General features: G+C 43.2%; 12 protein-coding genes. 5 read left to right on the forward strand and 7 right to left on the reverse strand.

Annotated features, from left to right (window positions below):
- The first annotated feature begins 1 nt into the window (after position 1).
- On the forward strand, positions 2–1,279 hold the full coding sequence (locus L4C35_RS12930) for a sensor domain-containing diguanylate cyclase (protein ID WP_428463255.1): 1,278 nt from the start codon (positions 2–4) through the stop codon (positions 1,277–1,279).
- 275 nt (positions 1,280–1,554) lie between these two features.
- Positions 1,555–3,096 (forward strand): alanine/glycine:cation symporter family protein, encoded by a 1,542-nt coding sequence (locus L4C35_RS12935; RefSeq protein WP_428463256.1) that lies wholly within the window; start codon positions 1,555–1,557, stop codon positions 3,094–3,096.
- A gap of 130 nt (positions 3,097–3,226) precedes the next feature.
- On the opposite strand, the gene L4C35_RS12940 is transcribed toward L4C35_RS12935, so the two are convergent.
- From L4C35_RS12940 to L4C35_RS12950, 3 genes are all read right to left on the reverse strand, one after another.
- Positions 3,227–4,081, reverse strand: coding sequence for a hypothetical protein (locus L4C35_RS12940; protein WP_428463257.1), 855 nt, complete (start codon positions 4,079–4,081; stop codon positions 3,227–3,229).
- A gap of 167 nt (positions 4,082–4,248) precedes the next feature.
- Positions 4,249–4,683 (reverse strand): thioredoxin TrxC, encoded by a 435-nt coding sequence (trxC, locus tag L4C35_RS12945; protein ID WP_428463365.1) that lies wholly within the window; start codon positions 4,681–4,683, stop codon positions 4,249–4,251.
- Between the two features lie 188 nt (positions 4,684–4,871).
- On the reverse strand, positions 4,872–5,798 hold the full coding sequence (locus L4C35_RS12950; protein WP_428463258.1) for a Rossmann-fold NAD(P)-binding domain-containing protein: 927 nt from the start codon (positions 5,796–5,798) through the stop codon (positions 4,872–4,874).
- Between the two features lie 603 nt (positions 5,799–6,401).
- On the opposite strand from L4C35_RS12950, the gene L4C35_RS12955 reads away from it, so the two are divergent.
- The 3 genes from L4C35_RS12955 (at position 6,402) to L4C35_RS12965 (ending at position 12,397) form a co-directional block, all read left to right on the forward strand.
- Entirely contained in the window at positions 6,402–7,592 is a 1,191-nt protein-coding gene (locus tag L4C35_RS12955) for an acetate/propionate family kinase (RefSeq protein ID WP_428463259.1), read from the forward strand.
- Positions 7,593–8,122: 530 nt separating this feature from the next.
- Positions 8,123–9,235 (forward strand): efflux RND transporter periplasmic adaptor subunit, encoded by a 1,113-nt coding sequence (locus L4C35_RS12960; RefSeq protein WP_428463260.1) that lies wholly within the window; start codon positions 8,123–8,125, stop codon positions 9,233–9,235.
- Between the two features lie 9 nt (positions 9,236–9,244).
- Positions 9,245–12,397 (forward strand): efflux RND transporter permease subunit, encoded by a 3,153-nt coding sequence (locus tag L4C35_RS12965; protein ID WP_428463261.1) that lies wholly within the window; start codon positions 9,245–9,247, stop codon positions 12,395–12,397.
- A 116-nt stretch (positions 12,398–12,513) separates the two neighbouring features.
- Here the strand turns inward: L4C35_RS12965 and L4C35_RS12970 are convergent, their stop codons facing one another.
- The 4 genes from L4C35_RS12970 to L4C35_RS12985 form a co-directional block, all read right to left on the reverse strand.
- On the reverse strand, positions 12,514–12,663 hold the full coding sequence (locus tag L4C35_RS12970) for a hypothetical protein (protein ID WP_428463262.1): 150 nt from the start codon (positions 12,661–12,663) through the stop codon (positions 12,514–12,516).
- Positions 12,664–12,861: 198 nt separating this feature from the next.
- Positions 12,862–13,875, reverse strand: coding sequence for an endonuclease/exonuclease/phosphatase family protein (locus L4C35_RS12975; RefSeq protein ID WP_428463263.1), 1,014 nt, complete (start codon positions 13,873–13,875; stop codon positions 12,862–12,864).
- Positions 13,876–13,977: 102 nt separating this feature from the next.
- Positions 13,978–15,486 carry an MltF family protein gene (locus L4C35_RS12980; protein WP_428463264.1) on the reverse strand — a complete coding sequence of 503 codons (1,509 nt, stop codon included), beginning with the start codon at positions 15,484–15,486 and terminating at the stop codon, positions 13,978–13,980.
- An 81-nt stretch (positions 15,487–15,567) separates the two neighbouring features.
- Complete coding sequence (locus tag L4C35_RS12985) at positions 15,568–16,680, reverse strand: GGDEF domain-containing protein (protein WP_428463265.1); 1,113 nt, start codon at positions 16,678–16,680, stop codon at positions 15,568–15,570.
- Between the last annotated feature and the right edge of the window lie 222 nt (positions 16,681–16,902).

The raw sequence follows: 16,902 nt of genomic DNA on the forward strand, positions 1-16,902 counted from the left end.
CGTGGCGACAATAACTTTAAAAGATGAAAAGGTCTTCATCGACTCTCATTACGGCGTCGTTATACACCGTGATTTCAAACCCCTCTATGCCGATGATACGTATGCAACCCATTATGGTTACACATCGAGTGAAGAGGTCCTCGCGCTTCCGTCATTACTACAACTAATTTCTGAACCTGAGCATGCAAAGGCTCTCGCGACGTATGCTGGCGTTATGTCTGGGCGGTTAAAACCTGGGGTACGTTCGTATAAAAATATCGATAGCGCAGGTAATGAGCTTATCGTCCTTACAGTTGACCACGTTATTGAATGGCAGGGTGAACCTGCGATGCAGATTACCATCATTGATCTGAGCTCACAGATTGAAACCCAGCGCCAACTTAAAGCCAGTGAAGAGCGCTATCGCGAGTTGATTGATGGTTCAATTCAAGGCATTGTGGTTCATCGTGATTTGACCCCCTTATTTTGTAATCGAGCTTATGCGCAGATGCATGGTTTCGATAATGAACAAGCCATGATTGAATATGGTTCAATTATGCCTCTCATCGCATTGCCATTTCATCAGCAAGCCCTCGACGAGAGCGCCGCTCTTATTAACGGAGCCGCTGAAACAATCAAAGCAGAAGTAAAAGGCTTTAAGGCTGATGGTTCTACGATTTGGTTAAGTTTATTGTCACGTCCTGTGATTTGGGATGGTGAATTAGCGGTACAAGTGACAGCGATGGACATCACCGAACAACATGTGCTGCGTGAAAAACTAGAACACCAAGCTAACTATGATGGATTGACAAACTTGCTCAATCGCCGAGCAACCTCAGAAATTCTGACTCAGCAATTTGAAGTCGCTAGCGCTGAAAACCAACCGCTAAGTTGTGTCATGATAGATCTTGATAATTTTAAACAGATCAATGACCAGTATGGGCATCAGATTGGCGATGAAATATTGTGCCTATTCGCAACTGTTAGTCTTCAAAATTTAAGGGAGACCGATATTATAGGGCGCTGGGGGGGCGAAGAGTTTATCTTGAGCTTACCTGGGCATGATCAATTGCAAGCGGCTGCAGTTGCCAATCGGCTATGTCTGGCATTGTCGCAAGTGGCCGTAGAAACAGATCTTGGCCCGTTATTCTTTTCAGCAAGCATGGGGGTTGCAACCATGAGTCCTGAAATCACCTCACTGGATCAGCTGGTATCGAAAGCAGATCGTGCGTTATACCAAGCCAAGCATAATGGCAAAAATTGTGTGGCTTTACAGGATGGTATTGAGTACGAAGCGTAAACAATATCTACTGGTATGACAGTTAACGTATAGCGCTTTTCTCTGTTACCACCCTTGCATTCATCATTATGAATATTGTTTCAAAGTAACACTTCTCGCCAGCTTTTATCTTCTCATTTCACAAACATCTCATTTGTACCCAATTTACTAGATTAATGTGCTTTAAATCACACCAAAACCACCCTTGGGATATAATTCTTAACATATCGCTTACATTGTGTTTATTATGCTGTATACAAATCAATCAAGAAGCAATGTAAAACAGGGAGTGTTTCATGCAATCAGTAGTCGATTTTTTGAATGGAATTATTTGGAGCCCAGTGCTCATTTATTTGTGTTTGGGGGCGGGGTTATTCTATTCGGTCACTACGCGCTTTGTGCAATTACGTCATTTTCGTGAAATGTGGCGTCTTTTGTTATCAGGGAAAAGTTCAGAGAAAGGGATATCATCTTTCCAAGCACTTGCTGTTTCATTATCAGGCCGTGTAGGTACGGGTAACATTGCAGGTGTTGCTGCTGCCATTGGTTTTGGTGGCCCCGGTGCTGTCTTTTGGATGTGGGTCGTTGCTTTTTTAGGTGCAGCGACGGCTTATGCGGAGTCTACGATAGCGCAAATATACAAAGAAGAAGATGAAGGTCAGTTCCGTGGTGGCCCAGCTTATTACATTGAAAAGTGTATGGGGCAAAGTTGGTATGCGTGGATCTTTGCGATCGCAACGATCTTTGCGTGTGGCGTATTATTACCAGGCGTGCAATCCAATAGTATCGGTAATGCTGTTGAAGCTGCATTTGGCTCAGGCGCGATGATCGAAACCGCGATTGGTACTTTTAGCTTCGCGAAAATTGCGACAGGCACCATTATCTCAATCATTCTTGGCTTTATCATTTTTGGTGGTGTTAAGCGTATCGCGCATTTTACCCAAATTGTTGTGCCATTTATGGCATTGGCGTACATCATTATTGCGTTTGTTATCATTCTACTAAACATCAGCCAAGTACCTGGTATTGTCATGATGATTTTAGGTGATGCATTTACACCAATGGCGGGGTTTGGTGCTGCAATTGGTTGGGGTGTTAAGCGTGGTGTTTACTCTAACGAAGCCGGTCAGGGTACAGGTCCTCATGCTGCTGCCGCTGCGCATGTTCAGCACCCGGCACAGCAAGGTTTAGTTCAATCATTCTCTATCTACATCGATACATTGCTCGTGTGTTCTGCAACGGCATTTATGATCCTTCTGACTGGTGCTTACAATGTGCATGGTGGCGGTGAAGGGGCATTTTTAATACAAAACTTGTCAGCTGAAATTGGTGCCAATGGGCCTGTCTTTACGCAAATGGCGATTGAAAGTGCGCTACCGGGTTTAGGTAAACCTTTTATTGCTTTTGCCCTGTTCTTCTTCGCCTTTACGACGATATTGGCTTACTACTATATTGCAGAAACGAACATTGCGTTTATTCGTCGTAAGCTAAAAATCTCGGGCATGATGTTTGTTCTGAAGATTATCCTGATGGTATCGGTGTTTTACGGTACGGTGAAAGCGGCTGATTTAGCTTGGGCGATGGGTGACGTAGGTGTTGGCCTGATGGCGTGGCTGAATATAGTGGGTATTTTGATCATCTTCTTTATGTCAAAACCTGCACTTAAAGCGTTGGAAGATTATGAAGCCCAGCAAAAAGCAGGCGTGACAGAATTTACCTTTGACCCTGTAAAACTCGGCATTAAAGGTGCAGATTACTGGGAGAAAAAATGCCACGGTAAAACAGCGGATAAACCACAAGATGCAGATGGCAGTGCACCCGCTAAATCAACGGTGTAATAATCCAGATTAGATATAACCAGCTAATAGTTACCACGTGAGAGGCTAGCCCATGGTTAGCCTCTTTTTTATTTAGGCTAATTGCAGCAAAAACGTTACCCATCATGATTTGATCATTGATAGAGCGGTATTAGCCGCATACAAACCAAGAATGGGCGGGCGCAGTAATATAAGCACGATCGTGCCATTCTAGTTTTTCCATAATGGGGGCGGTGCGAATGTCGCCTTTTATTTTCGCCGTCACTAATACTCGTACTTTACCCACATCAACACTGTCGACGGTGCCTAAAAAAGTATGACCGAGTGGACTGTCATTCGCTTGGTCATATAAGCAAACAGTTTGTCCCGTCGAGTTGTAGATATACAAACTCTCTTGATCCCACGTCTGATCATCGAGTGGGGCTACAGGTGTTTGATAGAGTTGGCCATAGGTATCATTTTTTGAAATTAACTGGCGTGTTGATGTATACGGCTGATACCCAAGTATTTTTGCTGATGCCTGCCATTCATCGGGGGCAGCATCCGTATTTTCAATCACGCGCATGGTGATAAAAGGGCCATCAAGACAAAGATCTGCCCATAGCTCGGTGCTGGATATTCGGGCATAAAAAATAGGTGCTTCATCAATAGTGTTGGCATTACTTACACACCAAGTCCCTGTGGACTGATGGACTAACTTACCTTGGTTCGCATCACAGGTGCGCTTGGCGAGTTGTTGGTATTCGGCAATATCAGTGATGGCACTTTCCGGGCTGGTGGCACAATAACGGTAGGCAAAGGAGTAGGTATTTTTGGGGTAAAATAACCCTTTATCAACCACAGCACCATTACGGCGAGTGTCATTCATATCAATGAATGCCTGGGTTGAGAGCAAAAAGTACATCTCGGGTGACTTAGAGACAAATAAAGGCGTTGAGCTACAGGCTGTGAGTGTTAAAAATAGGGTTGTAAACAACCATTTGGTGGAATGTTGAAAACGAGCCATAACCGCCTCTTTAAACTGACCTGAGTAGATCAAGTGTAAAGGAGTCATGCTAGGGCAGGATGTCTTAGATATGAAACGAAGGGTTTTTATTACTTGAATGGCAAAGAAAAGTTGCAAACAGTAAGCCACAGAAGAGTGGCTTACCTATTGATAGACATAAGCAATGATTAGTTACTTAGTGTCGCGTTTAGCCATTCACTAAATTGCCCTTTTGGTAGCGCACCGTTTAGCTGATCAATCATCTGGCCATTTTTGAATACCATAATGGTTGGGATGCTACGAATTCGATATTGTGCCGCTAGCGCTTGCTGGGCTTCAGTATCAATTTTAACAAAACGAGCCTGTCCTTCTTTTTCTGCTGCTACATCTTCAAAAATGGGCGCAAAGCCGACACAGGGGTTACACCATGGGGCCCAGAAATCGACAACAACTGGTGTTTCGCTTTGAATTAACGAAAGAAAGTTATCGCTAGTACCTTCAACTGGCTTGCCATCAATGAGTTTTTCTTTACATGCACCGCAGGTTGCTGACTCGGCAACTCGTTCGATAGGTAAACGGTTCATTGCTTTACAGTGAGGGCAGCGGGTTGTCATAGTTGTCATCATTTTTCTTCCTGTACTGACTATGCAGGCAATGTAACGGTTTATGAGTTTGAGCAAAAGCGGATTCTTTCAATGGCTGCAATAGATAGAATCGATGGTGGATTATACGTGGCTTAAAATAGTGATGAATAAGTGTGGCGTCATGTATATATCCTTGATTTATCTATGCTCAACGGCTCACGGTAGCATTATTTTTTACGCCAAGAATGCGACAATGCTAATTCGAGCGGAGTTTGTGTTGATGATTTAGCAAGTTTCGTCAGTGAGTGAGCGCGTGGTGTTGCTATACCTTGCTGCCATAAAGTGCGTAAATGCATGAAGCGCCTGAATAGTGGTGAGAATAGACTAATAATATCCATCGCTAACCAAGGTAACGGCGTGATAAATACGGGTTTACCTGAACTGAGTGCTAGACAGCGTGCAATATCAGCGATGCTGGCCTCGTGTCCTGCGTAATAGCTAATATGTAGTGATGTTTGACTCGTGCGGTTTGGGCTGTCTTCAAGGTGCGTGGCAATGGAATCAGCGAGATCAGGTAGGTAGGTCCAATGGTGCTGTAAATTGGTTGCGCTTGGCGACTGTATATAAAGGCGGTTGTCGGTTTCTTTGATCAATAGTCCTAAGTAACCCTCATTGTTACGACAGTCCAGCGTATGCCCCAAGCAAACAACATGGATTTGTTTACAGTGTGGACGGGCAGCTTCTAATCGCTGAAGTAATTTGCTAGGAACAGATACCGGTATCGGCGATTTTTTACGCCAGAAAGCCAACGAAGGTAACCAGTTTGTACTGAAGTCATATTGGTTAGTTGTGATAACCAATTGAAGGTGTAGATTCTCGCATAAAGAGATAATGGTTTCTAAGCTAAAAGGCGCGTTGTTTTCATCACTTTCATAAGGCTGATGGAAAAAAACAGTATCGACCTCTTCTGCTAGCTGATACAAAAAATCGATGTCTTCTGGTAGTAATTCTGCCAGTGTTAAGTTCGCAATAACAGGCGCCATATTATCGGTATCGCTGACAACGCCAATCACTTCCCATTCATGCTGGGTCAAAGATTCACACAAGCATGCTCCCATTACATGCTCTACACCTAGTACTAAGGCACTTTTCATCTTAACCTCTCGTTATGATTATCTCTTTTACTTATTTATCTGTTATAGCGAATCCACACAGAGGCTGACTATAGTTTTATATAGAATGAAAAGGGATTGCGAAGTTAATCGCATAACATATGAAGATTAGATGTAAGGGCTTGATTCAAGTGCGGTATGCGTTACGTGCATTTTCTATATTAGCGTGCAGATCTATTGGGGATGTTGATTATTCACTGAGTTGATTCGCATCAGTTAGTGCGGTGAGCCGATAATTTCAGCAAATATATACAACAAGGTGAGCTTGTTTTCTGTGTTTAAACATTAAAATATAGTTTAGTTACAAAGCGAACTCTTACTTTTTAGCTAAACTAAAGTTTAAAATACGATGTAATTTTAAGCAGGAGCAAACGATTTCCTCGCTTTTTTTTGATCTTAACCAGTGATTTTTGAAGTTTTCGTAAATATCTGAAAACAAAAGTTGAGTTTTTCAAAAAAAATTGAATAATACCAACATAACATAAAGTACTGAGAAAATGCTGCTCCACACATTTTCATCAGTGATAGTCAATGACGTGTACGGGACATAGATGTCCTCTCTACCCTAGATATGATGAGATAACCATGAGCAATTCACTAGTTCTTGTAATTAATTCTGGTAGTTCTTCCCTTAAATTCGCTTTGATCGATACTGTTGTCGGCGACGCAGTACTGAGCGGTCTTGGTGAGTGTTTTGGCCTTCCAGAAGCTAACGTTAGCTGGAAATACAACGGTGAGAAAAGTGAATACGCATTAGGCGAAGGTAATCACCACCAACTTGCTGTTGACCGCATCGTTGCACTAGTTGAAGAACTAGGCCTGAAAGATGACATTATCGCTGTTGGTCACCGTGTTGTTCACGGCGGCGAGAAATTCACTAGCACAGTTAAGATTGATGACTCTGTACTAGAAGAAATTGAAAACCTAAGCGATCTTGCTCCGCTTCACAACCCTGCTCATGTTATTGGTATGCGCGCATCGATGGCAGCATTCCCAACGCTATCTCAGTACGCTGTATTTGATACTGCGTTCCACCAAACAATGCCAGCGAAGGCATACACAGGTGCTATCTCTCGTAAACTATACAACGACTACGGTATCCGTCGTTACGGCTTCCACGGTACAAGCCACTACTTTGTAAGCCGTGAAGCTGCAAAAATGGTTAATAAGCCAATCGAAGAAAGCAGCTTTATCTCTGTTCACCTGGGTAATGGTGCATCTGTTTGTGCTATTAAAAACGGCATGAGCGTAGACACAAGCATGGGCTTCACCCCACTTGCTGGTCTAATGATGGGTACACGTTGTGGTGACCTTGACCCAAGCATCATCGAGTTCCTTCTGAAGAAAGGTTGGACTCAAGAAGAAGTATTCGACGAACTAAACAAGAAATCAGGCCTGTTAGGTGTTTCTGGCCTAACAAGCGATTGTCGCGGTGTTATCGAAGCAATGGAAAGTGGCCACGAAGGCGCAACACTAGCATTTGAATTATTCTGCTACCGTGTTGCTAAGTACGTAGGCTCTTACATGGTTGCATTAGATGAACTAGACGGCATCATCTTCACCGCGGGTATTGGTGAGAACTCTCAACCTATCCGTAGCAAGATTTTAGAAAATCTAAAAATCTTTGGTTACCGTGAAGATGTAGAAGCGAACGCAGCAGCACGTTTTGGCAACAAAGGTATTATCACCCAGCCAAATACACCGCTTGCTATGGTTATCCCAACTAACGAAGAGTGGGTAATCGCAAACGAATCTATGGCGCTACTACACGCTTAATAGATTGACCCTGCGGGAACGGGGTTATTAGGAACGGGGAAGCGGCTCTGAGTATATACTCAGAGCCGTTTTTTCATTTCTGCGGCTAACCCGTTTTCATCACTTATTCCTACCACCACAAACATCATCACATCCTCTCTTATTTTATTTCTATTTATTAAGCACTGTCGTTCGACATGGAATTTCATTGTGAGTCACTGAATTATTCTCCGCTTTGCGTGTGTTTGCCAAGCATGAATAATGATAGATATTGCTGTTGTGGCATATAAAGTCTTGGTTTATATAGCGTAAATAGTCAGATGAAATATTTTGAAACAATTGCGTTATTTGTAGACACGATAGCCACAAACTATTCAGGTTTCATTAATGACAACTTGTTACTTTAATACACCCAAGTGAGTACAAACGGTGAGCTAAGCCTGGCATGAATACTGACTACTGCGTTTTATGTTGCTTGGGTATATCTATAAAAATTAAACCGTGCCTACAGCCGTAGGTTTTATATTTCGATTTTTAATTGGTTTCTCGTGATGAATAAGAAGATTATAGCAGTCGCTATTTGTGCTGGTTTATTAGTCGGTTGCGGCGATCAGCTTGATAGCAAACATGCAATGCCAAGCCCGTTAGTTGCAACGCAAGCTGTTCAGGTGATTGACTACCAACAAGGTAAGCAATATGTAGGGCGAACAGAGGCACAAGAAGACGTTGCCATTATTGCTCAGGTTTCTGGTTACTTAAAAGAGCGTTTCTTTGTTGAAGGGCAAATGGTGAAGAAAGGTCAGTTGTTGTACCAAATTGATCCTGCTGCGTACGAAGCGAAAGTCGCGAGTGCAAACGCTGCAATTGCACAAGCTGAAGCGGAATTAAGCAATGCAGAATTAAATTGGCAACGTAATAAAAATTTGTTGCCAAAGGGCAGCATTAGTCAATCAGATTATGATCGTTCCACAGCGAACAAGCTAAGTGCAGAAGCACAACTGAAAGCGGCGAAAGCACAACTTCATTTAGCGGAAGTGGATCTATCACACACTAAAATTACCGCACCCTTTGCTGGGCGAATTAGTGACAGTAACGCAAGCCTTGGTGATTTAGTGTCGCCATCTGCAGGCCCATTAACCACGCTTGTTAGCTTAGACCCTATGTATACGACTTTTAAAGTGAGCGAGCGTGAACGATTGAACCTAGGAATTGACGCTTTAGATGGTGCTGGTGGCGGCAATGAAAACATTGAAGTTGTTATGTCGTTAGGTGCGGGGAAAACGTATAGGCATCTTGGTTATGTTGACTTCATAGGTAACCGTATTGATCTGAAAACAGGAACGATATCGCTGCGTGCGAGTTTCCCTAATGCTGAGCATACCTTGCTTCCTGGCCAGCATGTTCAAGTATTCTTGCGCGAAAAGACACCGATGAAAGCCAATGTGATCCCGCGCCGTGCGGTTCAAAGTGATCTTGAAGGTGATTTTGTCATGGTATTGCAGGAAGACAATGTCGTAGAACGCCGTAATGTCGAACTTGGTCCTCAAACTGAGCAAGGAGTCATTATTATTAGCGGTATTCATGCTGATGATGTGGTGTTAACTAAAGGCCTGCAACGCGTACGAAATGGAATGACAGTTCGTATTGAAGAGCCTAAGGCGTAAGGAATTATTATGCTTAGTCGCTTTTTTATCCAACGCCCTAAGTTTGCGTTGGTGATATCCATTATTTTGACTCTCGCAGGTAGCATCGCATTGATGAACTTGCCTGTGGCGGAATATCCAAAAATAAGCCCACCATCTGTAAGTGTGACTGCATATTATTCTGGTGCAAGTGCAGAGGTAGTTGAAGAAGCCATTGCTGATCCGATTGAAGCTTCAGTCAATGGCGTTGAGAACATGATTTACATGTCCTCTAAGAGTGCCAACGATGGGTCCTATAACCTCAATGTTACCTTCGATGTCGGTACCGACCCGGATATGGCGCAAGTTAACGTCCAGAACCGTGTCTCGCAGATTGAATCTAAGTTACCGGCCGAAGTACGCATGGTGGGGGTGACAGTAAAGAAACGTTCTCCTGACTTGCTGATGGTACTAAACTTTTACTCGCCAGATGATAAGTACGACGATAAGTTCTTGATCAACTACATTAACTTGAATGTAAAAGATCAACTTGCACGTGTACAAGGTATCAGTGAAGTTAATGTTATTGGTGGTGGCGAATATGCAATGCGCGTGTGGCTCGATCCTGAAAAGATGGCCAATCTTGGCTTAACAACGTCTGATGTGAATGCCGCGCTTGCTGAACAAAATGTGCAGGTTGCAGCTGGTAAGGTCGGTGCTCCGCCGTTTAACAACGTGCAAGAAGTCCAGTTTAACTTGGTTACAAAAGGACGGTTAGAGTCGGTTAGTGAGTTTGAAGACGTTGTATTACGTGCAAATTCCGATGGTTCTGTGGTGTACCTTAAAGATGTAGCACGTGTAGAGCTGGGTAAAAAGTTCTATGACGGTAACGGTATGTTCCGTGGTAAACCAGCTTCCATTGTGACACTGTCACTGCAGTCTGATGCTAACGCATTAGAAAGTGGTAAAGCTGTGATGGATTTGCTTGATAGCATGAAAGGTAATATGCCAGAAAGCATGGCGTATGAAACCAGTTACGACACCACACTCTTTGTTGCCGAATCAATAAAAGGAGTAGTCGTAACGCTGATTCAAGCGATCATTTTGGTTATTGCTGTTACCTATATGTTCTTAGGTAGTATGCGTGCCACTTTGATCCCTGTTGTCGCGATCCCAGTTTCTTTGATTGGTACTTTTGCTGTCATGTTAATGGCTGGTTTTACGATCAATACTGTAACGTTATTTGGTTTGATCTTAGCAATCGGCATTGTGGTGGATGATGCCATTTTGGTTATCGAAAACGTCGATACCAATATGAAAAACGATCCAAGTCTCACACCGCGTCAAGCAACTTTAATCGCAATGAAAGAAGTGACTGGTCCTATCATTACTTCAACCTTAGTATTGTTAGCGGTGTTTATCCCTGTCGCTATGCTGCCGGGTATTACGGGTATCATGTACCGTCAGTTTGCGTTAACGATCTGTATTTCGGTGGTTATCTCGTCAATTAACGCCTTAACATTGTCACCAGCATTGTGTTCGCTTGTATTGAAACAAGGTGGTGGTAACACAGCGCGTTGGTTCCAAACGTTTAACCGTGGCTTAGATCGAATTACGTTAAAGTATGGGGCGATTGCAGGCTTCCTGGTACGAAAGGCTGGGCTATTAATCAGCTTCTTTATCGTCGCTTTACTGTCTGTCACTTTTCTTGCGAAAACCACATCGACCGCTTTTGTACCTCAAGAAGATAAGGGCATCTTGTTGGTTAATGTGCAGTTACCAGATGCGGCGTCTTTATCGCGTACAGAAGAAACAACACTTAAACTGCAAGCACTCGTAGAGCAAGAACCCGGTGTTGAAGGCATAACGGTTGCCAATGGCTATGCGTTCCTAACGGGCGCAGCGGCATCTAACGGTGCCTCTATGTTCATCAAGCTGAAAGAGTGGGATGAGCGTAATAGCATGGAAGGTGAGCATTCATCATTTGCGATCACTAACCGTATTAATGCGCGTGCCGCCATGGAATTACCTGAAGCAATTGTCTTTGCGATGGGGCCGCCAGCGGTTCCTGGTATGGGCGCAGCATCTGGCTTTGAATTTGTATTAGAAGACACCTTGGGTCGAAATCGTACAGATTTAGCTAACGTGATGGGTGAGATGATTCAAAAGGCCAATGCACAGCCCGAGATCCAATTCACTTACAGTACCTTCCGTGCCAATGTACCGCATTATTATGTTGATATTGATCGTGTAAAAGCCAAGCAATTAGGTGTACCGCTAACAGAGGTATTCCAAACCCTGCAAGGTAACCTGGGTTCAATGTACATCAATGACTTCACTATGTATGGTAAGAACTTCCGCGTGACAGTCCAAGCCGATAGTGAATACCGTAATGATCTTGATGCACTAGAACGTTTCCATGTTCGCTCAGCGAGTGGTGAAATGATCCCATTGAGTACGCTTGCAACCATAGACCAAGTGTTTGAGCCGGATGTTGCTTGGCGCTATAACATGTACCGTTCTGCGGTTATTCAGGGTGGCCCTGCGGAAGGTTATTCAAGTGGTGATGCAATTGCCGCAATGGAGCGTGTTGCAGCTGAAGTGTTGCCACAAGGCTACCAATACGAATGGACGGGTATGGCCTATCAAGAGGTAAAAGCGGGTAATCAGGCTATCTATGCGTTTGCATTGGCGCTTATCTTTATTTATCTCTTTATGGTTGCTCAGTACGAAAGTTGGAGTATTCCTCTCGCTATTATCTTGGTAGTGCCTGTTGCGACATTAGGATCGTTTATTGCGCTGGCCATAACGGGTACACCGCTTAACTTGTATGCACAAATTGGTTTAGTACTCTTGATAGCCTTGGCTGCGAAAAATGCCATCTTGATTGTAGAATTTGCCAAGATTGAGCGTGAAGAAAAAGAGCTGGATATCGAAAAAGCATCGGTACGAGGTGGTAAATTACGTTTCCGTGCGGTGAACATGACGTCATGGTCGTTCATCTTAGGTATTTTACCGCTGATTTTTGCATCTGGTGCGGGCCACATTAGTCAGAACTCATTGGGTATTTCACTCACAGGGGGTCTGCTATGTGTGCTGTTAGCGGGTACCTTCTTGATCCCTGGCTTCTTTGCGCTTGTCCAGCGTAAACGTGAGAAATTCCACGGTGGTTCAACCAAGTTAGTTAATCTGGATGACGAGTAATCATCACGTGTAATAAAAGATAGTACGCGAGAAATAACAAAGGGCTTCACTGAGATGAAGCCCTTTTTTTTATTTTTTCAGCGTATTAAGCGTGATAGTGTTCGCTAGGCGTAAGGTTACGCATCGTGGCAGATAATATTTAAAACAATGACACTATCTTCAAGCTCTGCTGTGAGGTTATCTGCTGAGCAAAATGGCTCAGGTTGTTCAATCAGTAATTCATCTTCTGTGGGTGCAACGAAAGTTCCGCGCGTGATTGCATCCATAACAATCTCCTTATGAGCATGCTTGTCCCAGCTCAATAGCAAAAGGGCAGCTTGAGTTGCTCGTTAATGTGGTTCTAATGCCTATCAATAAGCTGAATTATTTCTGATTAATATCTCATTTTTATGAAACTTTGCTCTATATCTCAAAATTTATTGGTGGTTGATGGATTTTAACTCATTTCAATAGGGGAGATGTTTTTACGGTATTTGAATTCGGCTAATGATTGGGCAGTGATCGGTGAGTTGATATTGCTTAACATCGGCCTTTGGATAGCGATACTGCACGGCTGGTTGAAGCGGGTTTTCGTGTATGTCAGCCAAAGATGATGATAAAAAAATATGGTCAATCAGATGTTTATAGCGCCGATAATGTGTTTTTCCTTGTCGTATTTGTTTGATATAGCAGTTAGCTTGTGTATTCATCGTTAGTGATACAACCTTTGGTGTTGAAAGGTTAAGTTGATCTTGAAGCCACGTATTAGTCGAAGATAAGCGGTAGTTAAAATCGCCTGCGATGATCACAAATTGATCCTGATGATCGTCAAGCCACTGGGACAAAGTATGCAGTTGTTGGGTTAATACCTTGCAGGGGGTTACTTTCTGAGACGAAGCTTTGGCGTGACTTGAGCTGTAGCAGCCACTTTTGAGGTGAACCGAGAGTAAGTGTACAGGCTGCGTCGTTGGTGATGATTGGATAGTAATATGGCTGGCATAACGGAGTTTGGTCGGCTTTCTTGAAAGATTAAGGTTCATCATAGCAAGGTCTTTGATGTCTTTTATGATCAGCCCATTACGAACCGCAAACCCTGTGTATTGGTTAACATCTCGGAAAATATCATCTGGTTTGTCTGCGCGATCTGATAAGAAAAATTGGTATTGTGTATGAGGAACAATTTTTTGTAATACCTCAAGGCTATCGACTTCCTGAAAGGCGAGAATATCGGGGGAAACATCGGCAAAGACACGCGCAAGGGCTTGGTAGTCTGCTGCATCACGGGGAGGGGCATATTTGAACGGGGTTAACGTTAACCATTCTAAGTTCCAGCTCATTAATGTAATGGCGGTGGTTTTATCAGGTCGGGCGTCAGTTTTATTATCGCTATTTAGCTGTAGTGATGAAGGGGCAGAGTGATTACCTGTGGGCAGCAGCAAGTGTGTGGTGATACCCACGCAAGCTAACCCAACAATCAGAAAGATAAGATATTTTTTCATGAGAACAGTGTAGGTTCTTATTTGCCGATTAGGAAAAACACCGCTGTTTTTTGCGAGGTTATTCGCACTCGTTTTGTAACTTTGACTAATATAGAGTTTGGATTAGCGACTTGGCATAATACGAGAAAGTTGACGCTGCCCTGCAATGTTCTGTAGTGCAAAGATCTGTTTGTAGATGGTGTAATATCGGCTAATGTTACCCACGTAGATAACTGGCTCGAGCCCGATTTTTTTTCTTACTATCACTTCTACATTGTTGAACCATTCATCGCCGTTGAAGCCTTGCTCGTTTGCGAGCTTACGCATACGTTTTATTCTATTTGGCCCTGCATTGTAACTGGCGAGGGCAAAATACAGTTTGTTAACTTCATCAATATCTTCGTCTTGGTAATAGTGCTCTAAAATGAAATCCATGTATTTCACGCCAGCGTGGATATTATTATCAATGTTGTAGATGTTAGGAATATTGATATAAGGCTCGCGTGCGGTCTGTGGCAGCACTTGCATGATGCCGACAGCACCTGCATGCGAACGTTTTGATTGATCAAACTGTGATTCTTGAAATGCTTGGGCGGCAATGATCAACCAGTTAATTTCGTATTTGTCGCCATAACGCGTGAATCGCTTTTCGAGCTTCTTGAATTTTCTGATGTTGTCAGGGCTAACCACTTTTTTGAACCATGCCTGGCTATTGAGGTAACGATTAAAAATGATGTTACCGTTGAGTGTGCCGCGGCGATTGCTATCAATAAATCCATTAACGATCTTGGCAAGCTCGGGGCTGTCTTTTCTGAACATCCAGCCAATTTGTCCTCCTGTTCGAATAGGGGATTGGGTATGTACTTGTAAATCATCAGTGACTAAATCCCAAAACTCGGCTTTATGGCTATCAAGCACTGTCATCGAAATCATGTCGGATTGGATCATTTTTAGTAGCTCGTAATCTTGCATTGTCTCTTCTATAAAATGTACCTGCATTGGCGGTAAATTTTGTTGTTTCAGAGCGCGATTTATCTTCCGAATACTTTGATAATAACTAGAGCTAGGTCGGATCCATACATCTCGATCTGCAAGTTGCTCAAAACCCGTGATGGGTTTAGCTTTGTTTGAGGTAATGAAAACCTCGTCAATGTCTTTCAATATAGGGGTACTAAAATCAACCTTGGCTGCGCGTTGGGCGGTAATCGTCAGGTTTGCCGCGGCAATGTCACCAACGCCCGCCATCAGAGCAGGCAGTAATTGATCGCGGGGGATGGGGATAACGCTGAGGTGTAGCCGTTTATTGGTGTGCTTTGCGAGGTATTTTTCAAACAAAATAAGCATTTCCGATACCACGCCTTTGGGCTTGCCTTTATCGAGGTAATAAAAGCCGAGATCAGCAGCAACAAGTACACGGATAACCCCTTCATCTTTAATGGTATTGAGATCCCCTGTATGACGCATAGTAGGAATGGGGGAGATCTCTATTGCTCGTACTGTTGTTGTGAGTATTGTCGTGCTAATAACGAGCAAGATCAGTGCGGTGATTACCGACTTGAGCATTGATAGGTGGACGGTTACCGTGTTGTAAAGACAGTGGGGGGCGTCATTGTGTGTCTCTAATATCTTCACAAGGGTCACCATCTTTAGCTAGAAAGAAGAACAATAGTGATTGTTCAGTCAGTATAGTAAAGATGATTAAGCGGTAGTGCGTCATGCTGTTGAATAGAGGTATTGGTTTCTCCCCGCTTTCTTTGCAAGGTATAAATAATTATCGGCTTCTTTAACTAAAGATTCTGGGCCGATATGCTGATGCCATTGCGCAATCCCTTGGCTTACCGTAACCCACTCACTGGTACTGGAATCTGGGTGGAGTAGTGCCGCGTCTGCTAACTTGGTTTGGATGCGTTTAACCACCTGCAGCGTACCTGCGATATCCGTGTTAGGGAGCAGGACCACAAACTCTTCACCACCATAACGAGAAACACTATCAGTATGGCGCTTTAAGCTCTGCTGGATAATGCTTGCGACGGTACGTATACACTTATCGCCTTCTACATGCCCTAACTGATCGTTGTAACTTTTGAAGTGATCGATATCTATCATCACCAACCCTAACTCGCCTTGCGTGCGTTTTGCTTGTAGGAATTGTTTATCCAGTTCGTATTCAAAGAACCTGCGGTTATGGATGTTAGTCAGCTGATCGCGTGAAGCCATATCGGAGAGTTTTTCCATTAAGCGGTTATTTTCATGCTCTTTTTCTATGTTGTTATAAAACCAGCGGTAAAGGATCCGTCGCCCTGACTCGATGACTAAACAAGCCGCAATGAACTTCTCTATCGGTAAGATGAAGCTGTTTTTAGCAGCGATAAAACTAAGCACAGTACTGACCAGTAAAATGGGTATGATAGCGGCGTAAAGCGCTGGTCGGTAAGAGAAAAAACCTAATAAAACAATCATTAACATGATATCGCTAAGGATGTCAGCAGCATCATAATAGTCACCGCCAATCGATAGTACGCAAATGATAGCCGCCCAGGCAGCGCCAAACCCCCCTGAGTAGATAATACTGGCCTGTTTCCAGTGCTGTTGAAAATACGGGATGTTTAATAATTTGGTACCAAAAATAAAAATGAAGCTGTTTATGATGGAGAGTAGGAAGAATTGGTCGTAATAGCCATCCATGATGTCCGTTTTTTCAATGCGAAAAGAGAAGGTCATCATCAATAAGAAGAAGAGAGATACAGCAGAAGCCCAACGAAACCCTGTTGATAGATTGGTAAGTGCAGCTTTGTCTACTCGAGCGGTTAGGCTGAGTTCATCCATGTAAAAAACATCCTAATTAAGTGTTTAACCATTCTACTTTATTTTAGAGATTGCAAGAATTTTTTTTGCTGAAAAGGTGGGTTGAAAGCGAATAAATGGTTTGACAAAAAGTGTCAGGAAATAAATTACATTTGGTTTTTTGGAGTAGGTCAAAATCATCGTTCGATCCCTATCCGCTCTTTGTAAAAACTTGATATTGATCAATGTTTGTTTTCTTTAAAT

It is taken from the genome of Photobacterium kagoshimensis, from assembly GCF_050337045.1.
GTDB classification, from domain to species: Bacteria; Pseudomonadota; Gammaproteobacteria; order Enterobacterales; family Vibrionaceae; genus Photobacterium; species Photobacterium kagoshimensis.